Raw genomic sequence first — 17,155 nt, 5'->3', positions numbered from 1 at the left:
TGACCGGGTTTATATCAGTTAGTTGTGCTTTGTCTTCACTAGCCAGCGAGCTGACGGCGGAGTTCGGTCAAGCGGGCGATGACCGAAGCGTCAAGCACTTCGTCGCCTACCTGGACACGGACTCCACCGATCAGTGCAGGATCAACAGTGATGTTGACCTTCAGTTCGCGGCCGTAGAGGGCGTTGAGCCCGGCCTGCAGTCGGCTGGCCTGCGTTTCCGTCAACGGACGGGTAACGCTGACAGTTGCAATCCAGCGCTGCTGGCGCTTGGCTGCAAGCTTGGCGAAGGATTCGACGAGCTTGCTCGGCTTGACACCGCGCGGCTCCGAAACTGCCTGGCCAATAAGAACCTTGGCTTCCTCGCTGATGCCAGGAACAAGCTTCTCGGCAAGGGCAGTCTTGGCGGCACCCGATGCCTGCGGCTCAGACAAAGCCCGCTGTACTTCGTGGCTGGAAGCGACAACCTGGTTGAAGGCAAACAGATCGTTTTCCAGCTCTTCCAGCCCCGTAATACCGGAGGCAGAAACGGCCGACTTGTTTTCAGCTACCGCAATGACGACCGTGGCGGCAAGCGTCTCGAGTGCATCGCCGATATCGCGTGCGGATGCCCAGCGCGAGCTGGCCAGTCCGCCTGCAATCTCAGCAGCATCAGCGGACACTTTTCCGCCAACCAGCTGCTTGACCAGCGCCGACTTCTCGTCCCCGCTGCGGGAAGGGTCAGTCAGGGCGCGGCGCAAGCCAGCCGAGCTGTCCACCGTTCCCAGGATTCCGAAGAGGTCCTTTGCCAACTGCAGCGAGGCCAAAGGAAGCTTGGCTTCCAGGTCTGCCAGTGCTGTGGTCAGCGATTCGCTCGATATTCCTGCCATTACTTAGCTGCACCTGCGTTCTGGGTCTCCAGATCAGCCAGGAAGCGATCCACGACGCGTGCCGAACGCTCGTCGTCGTTGAGTGCTTCGCCGACGATGCGGCCTGCCAGCGTGGTAGCAAGCGTGCCAACCTCGGAGCGGAGCGAGACAACAGCTGCCTGGCGCTCGGACTCGATGGCGGCGTGTGCCTGCTCGGTGATGCGTGCAGACTCGGCAGCTGCCTTGGCCTTCAGGTCCGCGAGGATCTGGGCGCCTTCGGCACGTGCTTCTTCGCGGATGCGGTTGGCCTCGGCACGGGCATCGGTGAGCTGCTGCTTGTACTCTTCAAGAGCTGCAGAAGCTTCTGCCTGGGCCTGTTCGGCCTTCGCAATGCCACCTTCAATTGCTTCGGCGCGCTCTGCGAACGTCTTCTCGAACATCGGGACAACAAACTTGACCACGATGAACAGGAGGACAGCAAAGCCGACCAGGACAACGCCCATTTCCCAAACGTTGGGAACGAGCGGGTTTGCCCCTTCAGTGGCGGCTGAGATGATCAGCTGATTCATGTTTCACCCGTCCTATCTACTCGGTTGCGGAATTCGCTGTGTTCTGAAGTTGTAACTAGAGAACGAAAGCGAAGACGAGGCCGAGGATGGCAAGAGCTTCGGTCAGGGCCAGACCAAGGAACGCGATCGGCTGCAGCACGCGCTGAGCTTCCGGCTGACGAGCAACACCGTTGATGTAAGCCGCGAACACGAGACCAACACCGATACCACCGCCGATTGCGGACAGACCGTAACCTACGAGGTTGAGATTGCCTTCCATTTTTTTCCTTTCAAGATGCCACCCATGTGGCAGGTTGTTTGGTTTACTTCAATCCCCTACAGGGGAAGTGTGGGTGCCTTAGTGGCTGTCGGCGTGCAGGGCGCCTTCGATGTAGATCGCGGTCAGCAGCGTGAACACGTAAGCCTGCAGCGCCATGATCAGGGCTTCGAGCATGTACATGGCGATGGCGCCGACCAGCACCAGGACGGAGGTTCCCTTGAGCAGGACGTTCTCCTGCATGACCAGGAACTCAATGCCGGACCCGGCGAGCATGACGATCAAGTGGCCGGCCAGCATGGTCGCAAACAGACGGAGGCTGTGCGTTACCGGGCGGACCAGGAAGTTGGAAATGATTTCGATCGGAACGACGATCGGGAGGATGTACCACGGAACACCGGAGGGAACGGTTGCGAGCTTGAAGTACTTCAAGCCGTTCTTCTTGATGCCGATGATGATCCAGGTGAAGTACACGATGCCTGCCAGCACGTAGGCGCCGCCCACGTGGGAGAAGCTCGGGAGCTGGATCACCGGAATGGCGCCGTAGATGTTGTTCACCAGGATGAAGAAGAACAGGCTGAACAGCAGGGGGACGTACTTGATGAAGTCCTTGCCGCCGATGATGTCCTTGGCGATGCTGTTACGGACAAAGCCGTAGGCCATCTCGCCGGCGAACTGCAGCTTGCCGGGAACCAACTGCTGCTTCCGGGCGGCGGCCACAAAGAAGGCGGCGATAATGACGACCGACAGGATCACCAGCAGCATTTGCTTGGAGAAGCCGTCCGCAGCACCCCAGGGCAGGATTGCCGGCAGGTGCATTTCTTCGATTCCGGGTGGGGTGAAGGACCCCGAATCCTGGGCTGGGAGCGCAAGCGCGATCAACGCGTTTCCTCTCTGCTGTGTCCATCATTGGGCATTGGGCGGAACGCGGACACGTTCATCGCATCCCCATTCCATGTGAAATTATTTGGCATTACTGTCCCCGTCCTTGGACGGGCCGCTGTCTGCGTTGTTCTCTCCGGCAGAAGTGCTTTGCTTGGTGAGGCCGTGCATATGGGAAAGATAGAACCCTCCTGCGGCTCCCAGCAGAGCGCCAAGGAGCACAATCCAGCGGGTCCCCCACAGATTATCCAGTCCCCAGCCTATCAAACTCCAGACAATGATCCCGCCAATGATGTAGCTGAAGACCGCGAGGCCGGCGTTGTATCCGCCGTCATTCCGGACTTCGGCATCATCGGCTGCGTGGGTCGATCCGGAAGCGGGAGTTGCCGGAGAAGACTTGCGCTTACGCAGTGCCACCAGGGCCCCCCTTCCGGTCCGCAGGATCGTTGAAGATCTGGAGGCGGGCTTTGCTGAAACCGTAGAGTTCGGCTGCCTGCCAAGCCACGACGCTGACCACGGCGCCGATCAGGAACCACCGGCCGTTGAGCCAGTCAGGCCTGCCGAGCGCAAAAAGCACGACTGCGAACCCGACGACTTTGACGAAATACGTCGCAACAAAGAGACCGATAGCCCCGGAAGGATTGTTCCGGCCGACGAAATGGCCAATCAGCAGGCTGATGGCAAAGAAGAGCATGACCAGCAGGGCGCCGGCCGCCGTCGAAAGCGAAGCCGGTCCGCCGTCGAGCGCGGCGGCGATCACCGAAGTGACCGCAGCGGCGATAGCCGCGACGGAGGTACTAAGCAGGAGCAGCCTCAACCACAAAGATGAGACGCGCCCGAATACCCCAACACCACGTTTGCCGGACGGACGTCCGGTTTCGGCGTTGGATGTCATGGGGATACCAATCCTCGTGGCAGGGGAGCCATATTCTCAAAGTGGGGTTACGGGCGAGTGACTGTCCGCACCAAGAATTCTACACGAGATAGAACTGTGACCCTAACCGGGGGCTTCCGGCTACTCCCCTGGTTGCGCCGTGTTTCGGGTGAAGTAAGGCCAGGCTGTGACAGCTGCCATCACCAGGGCCGCGGCAACATCCACGATCAGGACGATCTGCCAGGGAAAGACAGCGAACGCGACGCCGCCAAAGGCAAGGATGCAGGTCCACACGTACAGCATCACGACGGCGGTACGGTGCGAGTACCCGAGGTCCACGAGCTTGTGGTGGAGGTGCCCGCGGTCCGCTGACCACGGCGATTGTCCACGTGCAGTCCTGCGGACCACGGCCATGCCGAAGTCGAGCAGAGGCAGCGACAAAACGGCAAAGGGCAGGAGGATCGGAATGATGGTGGGAATACCGTTGGCGCGGTCGTAGAGGCCGGAACCAATCTGTCCGGTGGCCACGACGCCGGCCGCGGCCATGAGGAGGCCAATCAGCATGGCCCCGGAATCACCCATGAAGATCTTGGCAGGAAACCAGTTGTGCGGCAGGAACCCGATGCAGCCACCCACCAGGATGGCCATCAGGAGCGTGGCCAGGTCCGAGTTGTCCGTTGAGGGATTGTTCCGGTGCACCCAGTACGCCGTCAGGAAGAACGCTCCCCCGCCGATGGTCGCCACGCCGGCAGCCAAGCCGTCCAGGCCGTCGATGAAGTTCACCGCGTTCATGGTGGTGACGATCAACCCTGCCGTGAGGACGATCTGGACCAGCTCGGACTGGATGAAGATCGGCTCGGGGATGAAGGGAACCACGGACATCCGGACGCCCCAGATCGCCACAATGAAGGCGGCTCCGGCCTGGCCAAGGAGCTTGATCCACCACCGGATGTCCAGGATGTCGTCCGCCACGCCCACCGCGACGATCACCACGGCGCCGGCGAGAATCCCCCACGGGGCATCGTTATGCCTGAAGATGTCCTTGACGAAGAACGAGTTGCTGGCCACCACGAGCGCAACGAAAAAGCCCGCGAAGATGCCAAGGCCCCCAAGCTTGGAAATCAGGGACGAGTGCATGTCCCTGCTGCGGATGGGGCGGTAGAGCCGGAGCTTGTTGCCCAGGACCCGGGCACCCCATGTTCCCGCATAGGACACCACGGCAGCCGTGAGCGCCATCAGCAGATACATGATCATGATGCGGCTCCGGAACGCAGCGCGGTGGCCGCTGAAAAATCGAATGGTTCGGGGCAGCTTGGTGTGTGGAACGCTGTCTGTGGATAAATGGAACTACTCCGTCGCCATGCCTGCACCGGCCGTGCCGAATGTTGCTGGTTTTCTGTGGACTCTAGTCACGATACTAATGCCAACCGCCGTGACCACCGGCGCGACGCAGCCGCCGGCGGCCCTGCTTTTGGCCGCCTTTTAGCTGCGTTCCCGCTACTTTTGCGGACCCGTGACGTCCCGCAAGGCGTAGATCCCCTCCAGGACTTTTTCATTGGACCGCGGCGGCCGGTAGCTGTCGCGCAGGCCCTTCAGGAACCCTGCCACCAGGACTTTCCGGTTGGATGAGGACGCAATGGTCCGCGTCCAATTCCGCAGCGATGCACCAGTGAAAAGAATCTTCTCCCACGGGGCCAGGGCGTTGGACCGCGTGTAGACCCACAGTTTGTTGCGGACCTCGTAATAGAAGCGGGGACCGGGATCCGCGCATGCGTCGCCGAATACCTTCGTGTGGTGGTTGGCGACGGACGCGTCGGTTGTCAGCGCCACACCGCGCCGGGATACCCGGGCCGTGAACTCGAGGTCGTCATTCCAGATGAAATAGTCGGCAATCGGCAAACCGTGGCGCCTGATCTCCTCCGCATGGACCAGCACGGAGACAAACGAGGCACTGCGGATCTGGGTCGCACCCACGCGAGTGGCCGCAACCCGCGCCGATTCAGCGGCGCCGATCCTCGGCCGCATGCGGTTCATCGGATGGTCGCGGCCATCGGTCCACACCACCCGGCTGGCAATGAAGGCCGGAGTCTCCCCCGTTTGCCGGGCGTAGCCCTCGGACACCTCCAGGGCTTCACGGAGGGCACCGGGTTGCGGCTCGGTGTCATCGTCCATGATCCACACATGGTGGGCGCCATGGTCCAAAACGGCGCGTTCCATCCCCACCACAAACCCACCGGCGCCGCCCACGTTGGTGTTCAAGGTGACTACATCGGTGGGCACCGGACCCGCGTAACTGCGCAGGAAGGCGGCAGTTCCGTCGGTGGAGGCGTTGTCCACAACGACGACGGCGTCCGGCACCTGCGTGCCGGCGGCGATGCCCGCCAAGGTTGTCTCAAGGAGTTCGCGCCGGTTATAGGTCACCACGACGGCGACCACCACGGGTTTTGACATTACTTCCCTTTGGTCTGGGATGGCTGGAAACGCCTGCGGATCAAAAGGCCCGCCAGCTTCCACGGTTCAACGAATACTCTGTAGGCCACCCGGCCCGGGTGCAGCACCAGGCGCCAGGCCCATTCGAGGCCCAGCCGTCCCAGCCAGCGGGGTGCAAGCTTCTGGACACCGGCAACTTGTTCGATCGCTCCACCCACAGCGCAATAGACGGCAGGTGGCAGCTGTTGGATCCTCCGTTGCAGGACCATTTCCTGCAACGGCATGCCGAGGCCCAGCAAAACCAGTTGGGGGCGATAGGACGCGAGCCAGTCAGCCACGGCGTCCTCAAGTTTTCCGTCCCAGCCTTCGCCGGGCATGCCGTCCACCGTAGCACCCGGGATGATCGTGCGGAGCTTGGCGACTGCCTTGGTATTGGCGTCACGTCCGGCGCCGATCACTGCCACGCGTTCCAGTCCTGCCACGCGGCCCAATTCCGGAATCCAGTCCATGGATCCCATCCGGAAAGCCATGGTTCCCTGGCCCAGGGGTTTCAACTGCTCCCTGTGGGCAAGGCCCCACAGCATGGCTACCGGAGCACCATCCAGAAGCACAATCTCGCTGTTGTCATAGAGCCCACGGAAGTCCGGACGGGAATGGAACAATGTGACGCTGTGCAGGTTGTGCCCCAGGACGGTGCTGGTTTTGCCATCGGCGATGAGGCGTCCGAGCGCTGCAACCACCCCGTCGGCGCGCAGCGGAGTGGCGTCGACGTCAAGGACGGGGACGCGCTGGCGTTCGGGAATCATTCGGGGGTGGCTTCGCGCGCGGCCCCGGACGATGGTCCTGTTTCCCCGTCCGCCGCAGCCGTTGTGGGCGTGGTTTCAGAGGGAGCCCCAAGGTCGCTTTCGGACGGTGTTTCCGCAACGCTTTCGGGCAGTGTTTCCGCAACGCCGTCGGGCGCTGCCTCGGTGACGCTCCCGGCGTCGGCCTCGCTCTGGTCCGCGGATGCTTCCGGAGCCGCCACTTCGCCCACGCCCAACACGGAGGGCACTATGTCCCGCAAGCGGTCCAGGGAAATGGCTCCTTGGCGCACCACCTTGAAGGGGGTGGAGGTCGCGTCCACGATCGTCGAAGGGACGGCGGCCGTGCCTTGGACCGGCCGGAAGCCACCCTCAAGGTACACCTCCACCGATTCCGCCAATTGCAGGCGTGCTTCGGAAGCGGTTTGCGCGGCTTCCTGGCCAGTGCGGTTGGCCGAGGAGACGGCGAGCGGACCGGTGAGGCCAAGCAGTTCCAGGGCGAGCTCGTCATCGGGCATACGCAGGGCCACGGTGCCCTTCGTGTCTCCGAGGTCCCAGTCCAGCGAAGGCTGCGCATGGAGGATGAGCGTCAGGCCACCCGGCCAAAAAGCCTGAGCCAGGGCCCGGGCATCAGCCGGAACATCGGTGGCCAGTCCATCCAAGGCGTTGATCCGCGGGATCAGAACAGGAGGAGGCATTTGGCGGCTGCGGCCCTTCGATGCCAGCAGCATGGTCACTGCGAGCGGAGAGAAGGCATCTGCCGCGATGCCATAGACGGTGTCCGTAGGCATCACGATGCACTTCTTTTCGCTGATGGCACGCTGAGCGTGCTGCAGCCCTTCAGCCCGCTGGTCATCGGAAGTGCAATTGTAGGTTGTGGTCACAGCGCTATTCTTTCACTCGTTGGGAGCGGTCTTTGCCAGCACTGCGCTCGTGGCACGTTCCTTGCCATTGAGGTCAAAGTGCGTCGTAATATCCTGCCAGTGGCCGGCGCGCCGCAGCATGCCGGCGATCCATGCCGCCTGGACTTCCGCGTGTTCCATCACAAAGTAGCCCCCGGGCTTCAGGAGGCGGGCCGCAGAGGCGGCTGCCGCCGTCGGAAGTTCCATCCCGTCGGCTCCCCCGCCGTACAACGCTTCGGGGGGATCGTGCAGGGCGACTTCGGGTTCGTTGGGAATGGCTTCGGCCGGAATGTACGGCGGGTTGGAAACGACGGCGTCAAAGGTTCCGTCGTGCTCGGGCAACGCATCCCGGAGATCGCCCGCCACCAAGGTCACACCCAAAGGTTCCAGGTTGCCGGCAGCCCAGGCGTGGGCCAAGGCACTGAATTCAACGGCGTAGACGTCGGCCCCCGGGATCTCATGCGCGATCGAACCGGCGATTGCGCCCGATCCCGTTCCGAGGTCCACCACTTTGGGGGCGGACACCCCTGCCAGCCGGTCGATCACCAACTGCACCACGGATTCGGTTTCGGGCCGGGGAATAAAGACGCCCGGTCCCACGCGCAACTCCAGGTGGCGGAAGTAGGCGACGCCGGTAATGTGCTGCAGCGGCACGCGTCCGGCACGCTCGGCCACCAAGGCGGCGTAACCCTCCGGTGCCGGCGAATCGCCAAGGAGCAACGCACGCAAGCGTCCAAGGCCCACGTTCAGGAGGTGGTCGGCAAGGAGCTCGGCGTCGACCCGCGGGGTGGGAACGCCGGCGTCGGACAAAACAGCCGTGGCCTCACGGACGGCGTCCGCGAGGCTCTGGCCAGGGTAGAACGGCATGGCTTGTGCTACCGGCTTTACTCGCCGATGGCGTCAAGCCGCGATTGCTCGTCCATTTCGATCGCCGACTGGATGACCGGTTCCAGGTCACCGTTCATCACGGCGTCCAGGTTGTATGCCTTGTAGCCGGTGCGGTGGTCCGCGATGCGGTTTTCCGGGAAGTTGTACGTGCGGATGCGCTCGGAGCGGTCCATGGTACGGATCTGCGACTTGCGCTGCTCGGAGTTCGCTGCGTCGATCTGCTCCTGCTGGTGCGCAAGGAGCCTTGCCCGCAGGACGCGCATGCCGGCTTCACGGTTCTGCAGCTGCGACTTCTCGTTCTGCATGGCCACGACGATGCCTGTGGGCAGGTGGGTGATGCGGACCGCGGAGTCGGTGGTGTTCACGGACTGACCGCCAGGACCCGAGGAACGGTACACGTCGATCTTGAGGTCGCTCTGGTTGATCTCAAGTTCTTCGGGTTCATCGACTTCCGGCAGCACCAGGACGCCGGCGGCAGAGGTGTGGATGCGTCCTTGCGATTCGGTCACGGGAACACGCTGCACGCGGTGCACGCCACCTTCGAACTTCAAACGGGCAAAGACGCCTTCGGCGGGATCGTTCGAGTTGCCCTTGATGGCGACGGAAACGTCCTTGTACCCGCCCAGGTCGGACTCGGTGGCGGAGATCATTTCCGTCTTCCAGCCGCGGGATTCCGCGTAGCGCATGTACATGCGCAGCAGGTCGCCGGCGAACAGGGCAGCCTCGTCGCCGCCTTCACCGCCCTTGACTTCAAGGATCACGTTGCGGGCGTCATCCGGGTCACGCGGAATGAGGAGCCGCCGCAGCCGCTCCTGCGCCGCGGGAATCTGCTCCTCGAGCTGCTCCACTTCGGCAGCGAAGTCCGGATCCTCGGCAGCCATCTCCTTGGCGGCTTCCATGTCATCGTTGAGCCCGCGCCACTTGTTGTACGCCTCCACGATGCCCTGGAGCTGGGCAGAACGCCGCCCCAACTTGCGGGCTACGGACTGGTCGGCGTAAACAGCAGGATCGCTCAACTGTGCCTGGATGGCAGCGTGCTCATCAAGCAATCCCTGGACGGACTCAAACATTTTCAAACCTCTTTCGACTCGTACAAGTCTAGTAACTGCGGCGTCGGGCCAATGACACAGGGCTGGAGCCCACATTGATCCTTCAGGAGACCCGTGCCGCCGTCGAGCATTTTGCCAACCCGCGAAGGCGGGCGGAAAGCGGAACGAGCCGCTGATTCTGCTGCCCCGGGAGTGCGTTCGATGACTCCCAACCTTCGCAAGCTCAGGTCGGGGCCCTCGTCATCTCTCTTAGGGCCTGCCGGAGCGTGGTGGCAAAGTCCGAAGGGACTTTGCCACCACGCTAAGGGGCGGGGGCAGCAGAATCAGCGGCTCACCAGAGCAGCTACTTGTCGTTGTCCGACTTTGCTCCAAGCGTCGTCTTCTGGACCTGCATGAGGAACTCGACGTTGCTTTGCGTTTCCCGGATCTTGTTGGTCAGCAGCTCGAGGCTCTGCTGCTGCTCCAGGCCGGAGAGGACGCGGCGCAGCTTCCACATGATCTTGACTTCTTCAGCCGAGAGCAGGTTCTCTTCGCGGCGCGTGCCCGAAGCGTTGACGTCCACGGCCGGGAAGATGCGCTTGTCCGCCAATTGGCGGGACAGGCGAAGTTCCATGTTGCCCGTGCCCTTGAACTCTTCGAAGATGACCTCGTCCATCTTGGAACCGGTCTCGACGAGCGCGGTGGCCAGGATGGTGAGCGAGCCGCCGTTTTCGATGTTGCGGGCAGCACCGAAGAAGCGCTTGGGCGGGTACAGGGCTGCGGAGTCCACACCACCGGACAGGATACGGCCGGAAGCCGGTGCCGCCAGGTTGTAGGCACGGCCCAGGCGGGTCATGGAGTCGAGGAGGACCACCACGTCCATGCCCATTTCCACCAGGCGCTTGGCGCGTTCGATCGACAGTTCGGCAACCGTGGTGTGGTCGTCGGCGGGACGGTCGAAGGTAGAGGCAATGACCTCGCCCTTGACGGTCCGCTGCATGTCCGTGACTTCTTCGGGACGTTCGTCAACCAGCACCATCATGAGGTGGACCTCAGGGTTGTTGGTGGTGATCGCGTTCGCGATGGACTGCAGGATGAGCGTCTTACCGGCCTTCGGCGGGGAGACGATCAAGCCACGCTGGCCCTTGCCGATCGGGGCCACGAGGTCGATGACGCGGGGGCCGATCTTCTTGGGGTCCGTTTCCAGGCGCAGGCGCTCGGACGGGTACAGCGGGACGAGCTTTGCGAACTCGACGCGGTCCTTCAGTTCTTCAGGCGTCTTGCCGTTGACCGAGGTGACGCGGACAAGGGCGTTGAACTTTTGGCGGGAGGACTGCTGGTTGCGGTCTTCACCGTCACGCGGCGCACGGATGGCACCTACAACGGCGTCGCCCTTGCGGAGGTTGTACTTCTTGACCTGCGCCAGGGAGACGTAGACATCGTTGGCACCCGGGAGGTAGCCCGACGTCCGGATGAATGCGTAGTTCTCCAACACGTCCAGGATGCCGGCTACGGGCAGAAGGACGTCGTCATCGGTAACCTCGACGTCGTCCACATCGGGTCCCTGCGCACGTCCGCGGCGACGCTCGTTGCGGTCGCGGAAGCGGTCACTGCGGCTGTTGCCGTCCCGGTTGTCCTGCCCTCCCCGACGATCACCGCGATCGTTCCGGTCGTTCTGGTCATTGCGGTCGCGACGGTTGCGGCGACTCCGGCGGTTGCCGCCGTCTTCGGCGTCGTTACTGTCCTCGCGGCGGTTGCGGGAATTGTCACGGCGTTCACGCTGCTGGTCACCGCTCTCGGCCTGTTCGCGCTGCTCGGAACGCTCACCGCGGGTTTCGCGCTGGGGCTGTTCGGTGCGGGCTTCGCGCTGTTCGGTTCCGCGCTGTTCGGTGGCACGCTGCTCGGTGCTGCGCTGCTCGGTGCCGCGGGCTTCCGGTGCCGGCTGCTCGGCAGCGGGTGCCTCTGCAGTCTCGGCTGCGGGAGCGTCATTACGACGGCGGTTGCGCGTCCGCGGCTGGCGGCGCTCGGTTCCGGCTTCAGCTGCTTCAGGCGCTGCCGGAGCCTCAGCGGCGGGAGCAGAAGCGGCCTCGGCGGTAGCTGCAGCAGCTTCTGCTGCGGCCACGACGCCGTCGCTGGTGGCACGACGGCTGCGGCCACGGCCACGGCGGGGTGCCTCCTGGGCCGCTGCTTCCGGAGCGGCCTCGGTTGCAGGAGCGTTGCTGTCAGCCGGCTTTGCTTCGGCGGCAGGGGTTTCCTTGGGTGCGGCCGACTTTGCGGCAGCAGCCTTGGTGGGCGCCTTTGCCGTGGATGTACCGGCACGGTGGGCGGAAATGGCGTTGACCAGGTCCCCCTTGCGCATACGGGATCCCCCGGAGATGCCCAGCTGGCTGGCAAGAGCCTGGAGCTGGGCGAGCTTAAGGCCGGCAAGGCCGCTGCTCTTGGTGGTTGCTGCCGTTGACGACTCGGCAGCAGAAGATGTGGTGTCCACAGCTGAAGCCAGCTCAGTGGTTTCTGTCACGAAGGATCCTTCCCCCTCGACGGCGCCCGGAACAAGAGCCGGACGCGATGATTTGTTCTAGGCTGCAGTTCAGATCTGCAACCGTTGATTTTGGCCGTGCCTGATGGATTGTGGCCAACAGGGCCGGATACTGATCGTCTTCACTGGATCCAGTTGCCCGGACAGCCGACTGAATTTTCAGGAAACAGAGAGAGTTCTGCGGCACCTGAGACAGGCCGGAAGGAGACGGCACCGCCAGACGTTGGCACAGTTGACGAAAGGTACGGCGAAACCACCGAGATCCAAATTCAGGGAACTGCCCGCGGCTTTACCGCCGGTGCACTTCCACTCTAGCACCTTCAACGTCCACAGCCAGCGTCATCACACGCCAGGCAACCTCGGGTGTGTTGGCCACCGTGAATCCGGTGATGTGTTCGGTGACGGCATCGGCCTCAGCCGGGCCATTGGCCAGCACCATGACGGTGGGTCCTGCGCCCGAAACCACCGCGGCAAAACCTGCCGCACGCAAGGACGCGATCAGGTTGGCGCTGGGGCGCATGGCCTCGGCGCGGTAGCTCTGGTGCAGGTAGTCCTCGGTGCCCGGCAGCAACAACGCCGGTTGTGTGGTCAGGGCGTGGACCAGCAGTGCGGCCCGGCCCGAGTTCATGGCAGCGGCGTGGTGGCCGACGGAGGCCGGCAGGAGGCCACGGGCCGTCTCGGTGGAGAGCTCATAGTCCGGAACGGCCACCACGGGAACCACCGATGGCGCGACGTCCGCGCGGGTGCTGCTGTACTGCTCGCTGTCCTGCCATGACAGCGCCAGTCCGCCGAATATCGCGGGTGCGACGTTGTCCGGGTGCCCTTCGATTTCACTGGTCAGCTGCAGGATCCAGTCGCGGTCCTTGCGGGCCTCTTCGGGAACCAGCCCGTTTGCGGCGGTTACTGCGGCAACAACTGCCGAAGCAGACGATCCCAGGCCCCGGCCGTGCGGATTCACGTTGTCAGCGATGATCCTCAGGCCGCCGCGGACGTACCCGAGGCGTGCCAGGGCCAGGTCGATGGCGCGTACCACCAGGTGCGACGCGTCGCGAGGCAAAGTATCGGCCCCCTCACCGGAGAGCTCGAATTCGAGCTCTCCGGTGGACAGGGTTTCCACCGTCAAGGTGTCGTAAATGGACAGGGCCAAGCCGAGGCTGTCATAGCCGGGACCCAGGTTGGCACTCGTTCCGGGGACCTTGACGGTCAGCCGCTGGCCTGCCGCGACGAGCGCACGATCAGTCGCGGTGGGCTGCGTTGTTTCCACTCTTACTTTTCTTCCAGTCCCAGTTCTGCTGCAACGGTGACGACGTCGTTCGGCACCTTGACCGGCTGGACATCGCTGCCGTCCTCGGTGCGGAGGGCCCACTGCGGGTCCTTGAGGCCGTGGCCGGTAACCGTGATGACAATGGTCTTCCCGGTGGGCACATCGCCCGCGGCGTGCTTCTTGATCAAGCCTGCGACGCCGGCCGCTGAACCAGGTTCGACGAAGACGCCTTCCTTGGAAGAAAGCCAGCGGTGCGCGGCAAGGATTTCCTCGTCCGTCACGGCTTCAATCAGTCCGCCGGATTCGTCCCGGGCTGCCACGGCAGTCTCCCACGAAGCCGGGTTGCCGATGCGGATGGCCGTGGCAATGGTGTCCGGTTCCGTAATGGGGTGGCCGGCAACAAACGGCGCAGCCCCGGCAGCCTGGAAGCCCCACATGACCGGAGTCTTGGTGGAAACCGCAGGCAGCGTGCCATTGGCTGTCTCGAAGGGGGCAGAGTACTCCTTGTACCCCTTCCAGTAGGCGCTGATGTTTCCGGCGTTGCCGACCGGCAGCACGTGGATGTCCGGGGCGTCGCCCAAGGAGTCCACTACCTCGAACGCACCCGTCTTCTGGCCCTGGATACGGGCCGGGTTCACGGAGTTCACCAGGAACACGGGGTAGGACTCGCCGAGCTTGCGGGCGATGTCCAGGCAGTTGTCAAAGTTGCCGTCCACCTGCAGCAGCGTGGCGCCGTGGGCAATGGCCTGGCTCAGCTTGCCCATGGAGATCTTGCCTTCGGGCACCAGCACGGCGCACTTGAGGCCGGCGGCCGTGGCGTAGGCCGCAGCAGAGGCGGAGGTGTTGCCCGTGGATGCGCAAACAACCGCTTTGGCTCCGGCCTCCACGGCGGCCGTCATTGCCATGGTCATGCCGCGGTCCTTGAAGGAACCGGTCGGGTTCATGCCTTCGACCTTGAGGTACACCTGGGAGCCCGTCAGCTCAGAAAGCTTCTGTGCGTGGACAAGAGGAGTGCCGCCCTCGCCGAGGGTGATGACCTTTGTGGCTTCCGTTACCGGCAAACGATCAGCGTATTCGCGGATTACTCCGCGCCATTGGTGAGCCACTTAGACCCCTTCTACCCGCAGTACGGATGTCACAGAATTGATGACGTCAAGGCCCTTCATGGCCTCGACGGTTGCTGCGAGTGCAGCTTCGGATGCCCGGTGCGTCACGATTTTCAGCTCAGCCGACTCAACCTTGGATGCGGAATCCCGGTGGATCGTCTGTCGCATGATTTCGATGGAGACACCGTTCTCCGCGAAAATGTGGGCGATGCGTGCCAGGACACCGGCTTGGTCGGCGACGTCCAGGCCGATGTAGTAACTGGTGTTCGAGGCATCAACCGGGAGAGCCGGAACATGGCCCGTGGTGGTTTCGGTGCGGCCCGGCCCCCCAAGGACCAACCGGCGCGCGGCGGAGACGAGGTCGCCCAGGACGGCAGAAGCCGTGGGAGTTCCGCCTGCGCCCTGGCCGTAGAACATCAGCTCACCGGCGTTCTCGGCCTCGATGAAGACGGCATTGAACGCGCCACGGACTGCTGCGAGCGGGTGCTCGCGCGGCAACAGGGTGGGGTGGACACGAACCGAGATGCCGCTGCCGTTGTCCGAGGCCTCGATCTTCTCCGCGATGGCCAGGAGCTTGATGACGAAACCGGCTTCCTTGGCAGACGCGATGTCCTCGGCGCTGACCTTGGTGATGCCTTCGCAGTAGACGTCATCCAGCGAGAAGCGGGTGTGGAAGGACAGGGAAGCCAGGATTGCGGCCTTGGCAGCAGCATCGTGGCCCTCGACATCGGCGGTGGGATCAGCCTCGGCGTAGCCAAGGCGCTGGGCCTCGGCCAAGGCGTCGGCGAACTGGGCACCCGTGCTGTCCATCTGGTCCAGGATGAAGTTGGTGGTGCCATTGACGATGCCCAGCACGCGCGTGATGCGGTCGCCGGAAAGGCTGTCGCGGATGGGCCGCAGGATGGGGATGGCCCCGGCTACAGCGGCTTCGTAGGACAACTGCACGCCGGCCTTGTCCGCCTCTTCGTAGAGCGTGGGACCGTCCTGCGCCAGGAGGGCCTTGTTGCCGGTGACAACGCAGGCGCCGTTCTGGATGGCCGTGAGGATCAGCGAACGGGCAGGCTCAATGCCACCCATGAGCTCGATCACCAGGTCGGCGTCCTTGACCAAGGTCTCGGCGTCGGTGGTGAAGAGTTCGCGTGGAAGTTCCACATCACGGGGCGCGTCGATGGTGCGCACGGCAATACCGGACAGTTCCAGGCGGGCACCACTGCGGGCGGCGAGGGCGTCGGCGTCGTCAATCAGAATCCGCGCGACCTGGGCCCCAACGTTGCCACAGCCCAGCAGGGCCACCTTCAGGTTTCGCACTTCAGACATTCGCCACTCCCATGTCGCGGTTCAAGAGATCTTCTTCGGTTTCCCCGCGGACAATGAGCCTGGCGGCTCCGTCGCTTACAGCGACAACGCCGGGCCGGGCCAGGTAGTTGTAGTTGCTGGAGAGGGCCCAGCAGTAGGCGCCGGTACCCGGTACTGCGAGCAAATCACCGGCTGCCACATCCGCGGGCAGATATACATCTCTAACAACTATGTCGCCGCTCTCGCAATGTTTGCCCACTACGCGGGACAGCTGCGCAGCCGCCTCGGAGCCGCGGGAAGCCAAAACGGCCGAATAATCCGCGTCGTAAAGCACCGGACGGGCGTTGTCGCTCATGCCACCGTCCACCGACACATAGCGGCGGGGATACGTAACGTTCTCCTGGCCTTCATGCCCTGTTTCGGCATCCACGCGGACCGTCTTAAGGGTTCCCACTTCGTACAGAGTGAACGTGGTGCTGCCCACGATCGCCCGGCCGGGTTCGATGGAAATGCGCGGGGCCTCGATACCAAGTTCCGAGCAGGTGGAACGTACGACGGCGGCCATCGCCTCCGCGATTTCCGCTGCGGGGCGGGGAGTGTCCACCGGCGTGTAGGCAATTCCGTAGCCGCCGCCGAGATCGAGCTCAGGCATGACGATGGCGTACTTGGACTGCATGGCCGACTGGAAAGCAAGGAGCTTCCTGGCTGCGAGGGCGAAGCCATCGGGCTCGAAAATCTGGGATCCAATGTGGCAGTGCAGGCCCAGAAGTTCAATGCTTGCGTACGAGGTTGCTGCTGCCACGGCCTCCTCGGCTGCGGACAGGCCCGCTTCCTCAGTTGAATCACCGGCCATGGACAGCCCGAATTTCTGGTCCTCATGGGCGGTGGCAATGAACTCGTGGGTGTGGGCGTGCACGCCGGGCGTCAGGCGGAGCATGACCTTGGCGGTTTCGCCCCGGCTGGACGCGATCTTGGCCACGCGTTCCAGCTCGTCGAGGCTGTCCACCACAATGCGGCCAAGCTTCATGTCCAGGGCCCTGTTGATTTCGGCATCGGACTTGTTGTTGCCGTGCAGGCTCAGGTTGCCGCCCGGCACCCCGGCACGCGCTGCGACGGCCAACTCGCCGCCTGAGCAGGTGTCCAGGCGCAGGCCCTCGTCGGTAACCCAGCTGGCCACGGAGGTGCAAAGGAAGGACTTTCCGGCGTAGTAGACGTCCACTCCCCCGCAAATGTCGGCGAAGGCGGCGTCGAAAGCGTCTTTGAACGCCCGGGCACGTGACCGGAAGTCCGATTCACTCATGACGAAGAGCGGGGTGCCGAACTGCGCCTTGAGTTCGCTGACGGACAGGCCATCGATGGTGACCTCGCCAGCGTGGTTCCGTTCAACCCCTGCAGCCCACAGGGGTTCCTGCAGGGCATTGAGGTTTTCCGGTACTGCGAGCCACCCGGGGGCGAGCGGGGAGGAGTGTTCAGTCATGG

Annotated in this window: 17 protein-coding genes; all 17 read right to left on the bottom strand. The window is 63.5% G+C overall.

Translation table 11 applies throughout. The features are described 5' to 3' along the window. Positions 1 to 38 precede the first annotated feature (38 nt). Positions 39 to 866: a F0F1 ATP synthase subunit delta gene (locus ACIPY3_RS03680; RefSeq protein ID WP_397322408.1), complete on the bottom strand. Its 828-nt coding sequence runs from the start codon at positions 864 to 866 to the stop codon at positions 39 to 41. Further along, a complete protein-coding gene (locus ACIPY3_RS03675) occupies positions 866 to 1,414 on the bottom strand; it encodes a F0F1 ATP synthase subunit B (RefSeq protein ID WP_387435864.1) in 549 nt (182 codons plus the stop codon). Before ACIPY3_RS03675 ends, ACIPY3_RS03680 begins: the two co-directional genes overlap by 1 nt. 55 nt (positions 1,415 to 1,469) lie before the next feature. After that, the gene (gene atpE, locus ACIPY3_RS03670; RefSeq protein ID WP_009356484.1) at positions 1,470 to 1,673 is read right to left on the bottom strand and encodes an ATP synthase F0 subunit C; all 204 of its coding nucleotides are present in this window, start codon (positions 1,671 to 1,673) and stop codon (positions 1,470 to 1,472) included. A 78-nt stretch (positions 1,674 to 1,751) separates the two neighbouring features. Further along, a complete protein-coding gene (atpB, locus tag ACIPY3_RS03665; RefSeq protein WP_397322406.1) occupies positions 1,752 to 2,552 on the bottom strand; it encodes a F0F1 ATP synthase subunit A in 801 nt (266 codons plus the stop codon). Positions 2,553 to 2,633: 81 nt separating this feature from the next. Continuing rightward, positions 2,634 to 2,969 carry a hypothetical protein gene (locus tag ACIPY3_RS03660; protein ID WP_400330217.1) on the bottom strand — a complete coding sequence of 112 codons (336 nt, stop codon included), beginning with the start codon at positions 2,967 to 2,969 and terminating at the stop codon, positions 2,634 to 2,636. After that, positions 2,956 to 3,447 carry a hypothetical protein gene (locus ACIPY3_RS03655; protein WP_400330214.1) on the bottom strand — a complete coding sequence of 164 codons (492 nt, stop codon included), beginning with the start codon at positions 3,445 to 3,447 and terminating at the stop codon, positions 2,956 to 2,958. The genes ACIPY3_RS03660 and ACIPY3_RS03655 overlap by 14 nt, the downstream gene beginning before the upstream one ends. A gap of 120 nt (positions 3,448 to 3,567) precedes the next feature. Beyond that, positions 3,568 to 4,680 carry an MraY family glycosyltransferase gene (locus ACIPY3_RS03650; protein ID WP_400330212.1) on the bottom strand — a complete coding sequence of 371 codons (1,113 nt, stop codon included), beginning with the start codon at positions 4,678 to 4,680 and terminating at the stop codon, positions 3,568 to 3,570. 243 nt (positions 4,681 to 4,923) lie between these two features. Continuing rightward, positions 4,924 to 5,877, bottom strand: coding sequence for a glycosyltransferase (locus ACIPY3_RS03645; protein WP_400330209.1), 954 nt, complete (start codon positions 5,875 to 5,877; stop codon positions 4,924 to 4,926). Next, complete coding sequence (locus tag ACIPY3_RS03640) at positions 5,877 to 6,662, bottom strand: WecB/TagA/CpsF family glycosyltransferase (protein WP_400330206.1); 786 nt, start codon at positions 6,660 to 6,662, stop codon at positions 5,877 to 5,879. The genes ACIPY3_RS03645 and ACIPY3_RS03640 overlap by 1 nt, the downstream gene beginning before the upstream one ends. Next, a complete protein-coding gene (locus tag ACIPY3_RS03635) occupies positions 6,659 to 7,540 on the bottom strand; it encodes an L-threonylcarbamoyladenylate synthase (protein ID WP_400330204.1) in 882 nt (293 codons plus the stop codon). The genes ACIPY3_RS03640 and ACIPY3_RS03635 overlap by 4 nt, the downstream gene beginning before the upstream one ends. A 12-nt stretch (positions 7,541 to 7,552) precedes the next feature. Further along, the gene (gene prmC / locus ACIPY3_RS03630; RefSeq protein WP_400330201.1) at positions 7,553 to 8,425 is read right to left on the bottom strand and encodes a peptide chain release factor N(5)-glutamine methyltransferase; all 873 of its coding nucleotides are present in this window, start codon (positions 8,423 to 8,425) and stop codon (positions 7,553 to 7,555) included. 17 nt (positions 8,426 to 8,442) lie between these two features. Then, positions 8,443 to 9,516: a peptide chain release factor 1 gene (gene prfA, locus ACIPY3_RS03625; protein ID WP_400268983.1), complete on the bottom strand. Its 1,074-nt coding sequence runs from the start codon at positions 9,514 to 9,516 to the stop codon at positions 8,443 to 8,445. A 322-nt stretch (positions 9,517 to 9,838) separates the two neighbouring features. Next, positions 9,839 to 11,992, bottom strand: a complete 2,154-nt coding sequence (gene rho, locus ACIPY3_RS03620) for a transcription termination factor Rho (RefSeq protein ID WP_400330198.1) — start codon at positions 11,990 to 11,992, stop codon at positions 9,839 to 9,841. Between the two features lie 307 nt (positions 11,993 to 12,299). After that, positions 12,300 to 13,274, bottom strand: coding sequence for a homoserine kinase (gene thrB, locus ACIPY3_RS03615; RefSeq protein ID WP_400330195.1), 975 nt, complete (start codon positions 13,272 to 13,274; stop codon positions 12,300 to 12,302). 2 nt (positions 13,275 to 13,276) lie between these two features. Then, positions 13,277 to 14,380: a threonine synthase gene (gene thrC / locus ACIPY3_RS03610; protein WP_400330192.1), complete on the bottom strand. Its 1,104-nt coding sequence runs from the start codon at positions 14,378 to 14,380 to the stop codon at positions 13,277 to 13,279. Further along, on the bottom strand, positions 14,381 to 15,697 hold the full coding sequence (locus ACIPY3_RS03605; RefSeq protein WP_400330190.1) for a homoserine dehydrogenase: 1,317 nt from the start codon (positions 15,695 to 15,697) through the stop codon (positions 14,381 to 14,383). Continuing rightward, a complete protein-coding gene (gene lysA, locus ACIPY3_RS03600; protein ID WP_400330188.1) occupies positions 15,690 to 17,153 on the bottom strand; it encodes a diaminopimelate decarboxylase in 1,464 nt (487 codons plus the stop codon). Before lysA ends, ACIPY3_RS03605 begins: the two co-directional genes overlap by 8 nt. Positions 17,154 to 17,155: the final 2 nt, after the last annotated feature.

The organism is Paenarthrobacter sp. NPDC089714 (genome assembly GCF_044748905.1).
Lineage (GTDB): Bacteria > Actinomycetota > Actinomycetes > Actinomycetales > Micrococcaceae > Arthrobacter.
The sequence above is the reverse complement of the archived record's forward strand: the minus strand, read 5'-3'. Positions and strand labels throughout refer to the sequence as shown.

Coding starts and splice junctions, on each gene's coding strand:
- prfA (WP_400268983.1), bottom strand. CDS start 9,516: ATGTTTGAGTCCGTCCAGGGATTGCTTGATGAGCACGCTGCCATCCAG.
- atpE (WP_009356484.1), bottom strand. CDS start 1,673: ATGGAAGGCAATCTCAACCTCGTAGGTTACGGTCTGTCCGCAATCGGC.
- ACIPY3_RS03640 (WP_400330206.1), bottom strand. CDS start 6,662: ATGATTCCCGAACGCCAGCGCGTCCCCGTCCTTGACGTCGACGCCACT.
- ACIPY3_RS03605 (WP_400330190.1), bottom strand. CDS start 15,697: ATGTCTGAAGTGCGAAACCTGAAGGTGGCCCTGCTGGGCTGTGGCAAC.
- prmC (WP_400330201.1), bottom strand. CDS start 8,425: ATGCCGTTCTACCCTGGCCAGAGCCTCGCGGACGCCGTCCGTGAGGCC.
- ACIPY3_RS03650 (WP_400330212.1), bottom strand. CDS start 4,680: ATGATCATGTATCTGCTGATGGCGCTCACGGCTGCCGTGGTGTCCTAT.
- lysA (WP_400330188.1), bottom strand. CDS start 17,153: ATGACTGAACACTCCTCCCCGCTCGCCCCCGGGTGGCTCGCAGTACCG.
- ACIPY3_RS03645 (WP_400330209.1), bottom strand. CDS start 5,877: ATGTCAAAACCCGTGGTGGTCGCCGTCGTGGTGACCTATAACCGGCGC.
- ACIPY3_RS03675 (WP_387435864.1), bottom strand. CDS start 1,414: ATGAATCAGCTGATCATCTCAGCCGCCACTGAAGGGGCAAACCCGCTC.
- ACIPY3_RS03680 (WP_397322408.1), bottom strand. CDS start 866: ATGGCAGGAATATCGAGCGAATCGCTGACCACAGCACTGGCAGACCTG.
- ACIPY3_RS03655 (WP_400330214.1), bottom strand. CDS start 3,447: ATGACATCCAACGCCGAAACCGGACGTCCGTCCGGCAAACGTGGTGTT.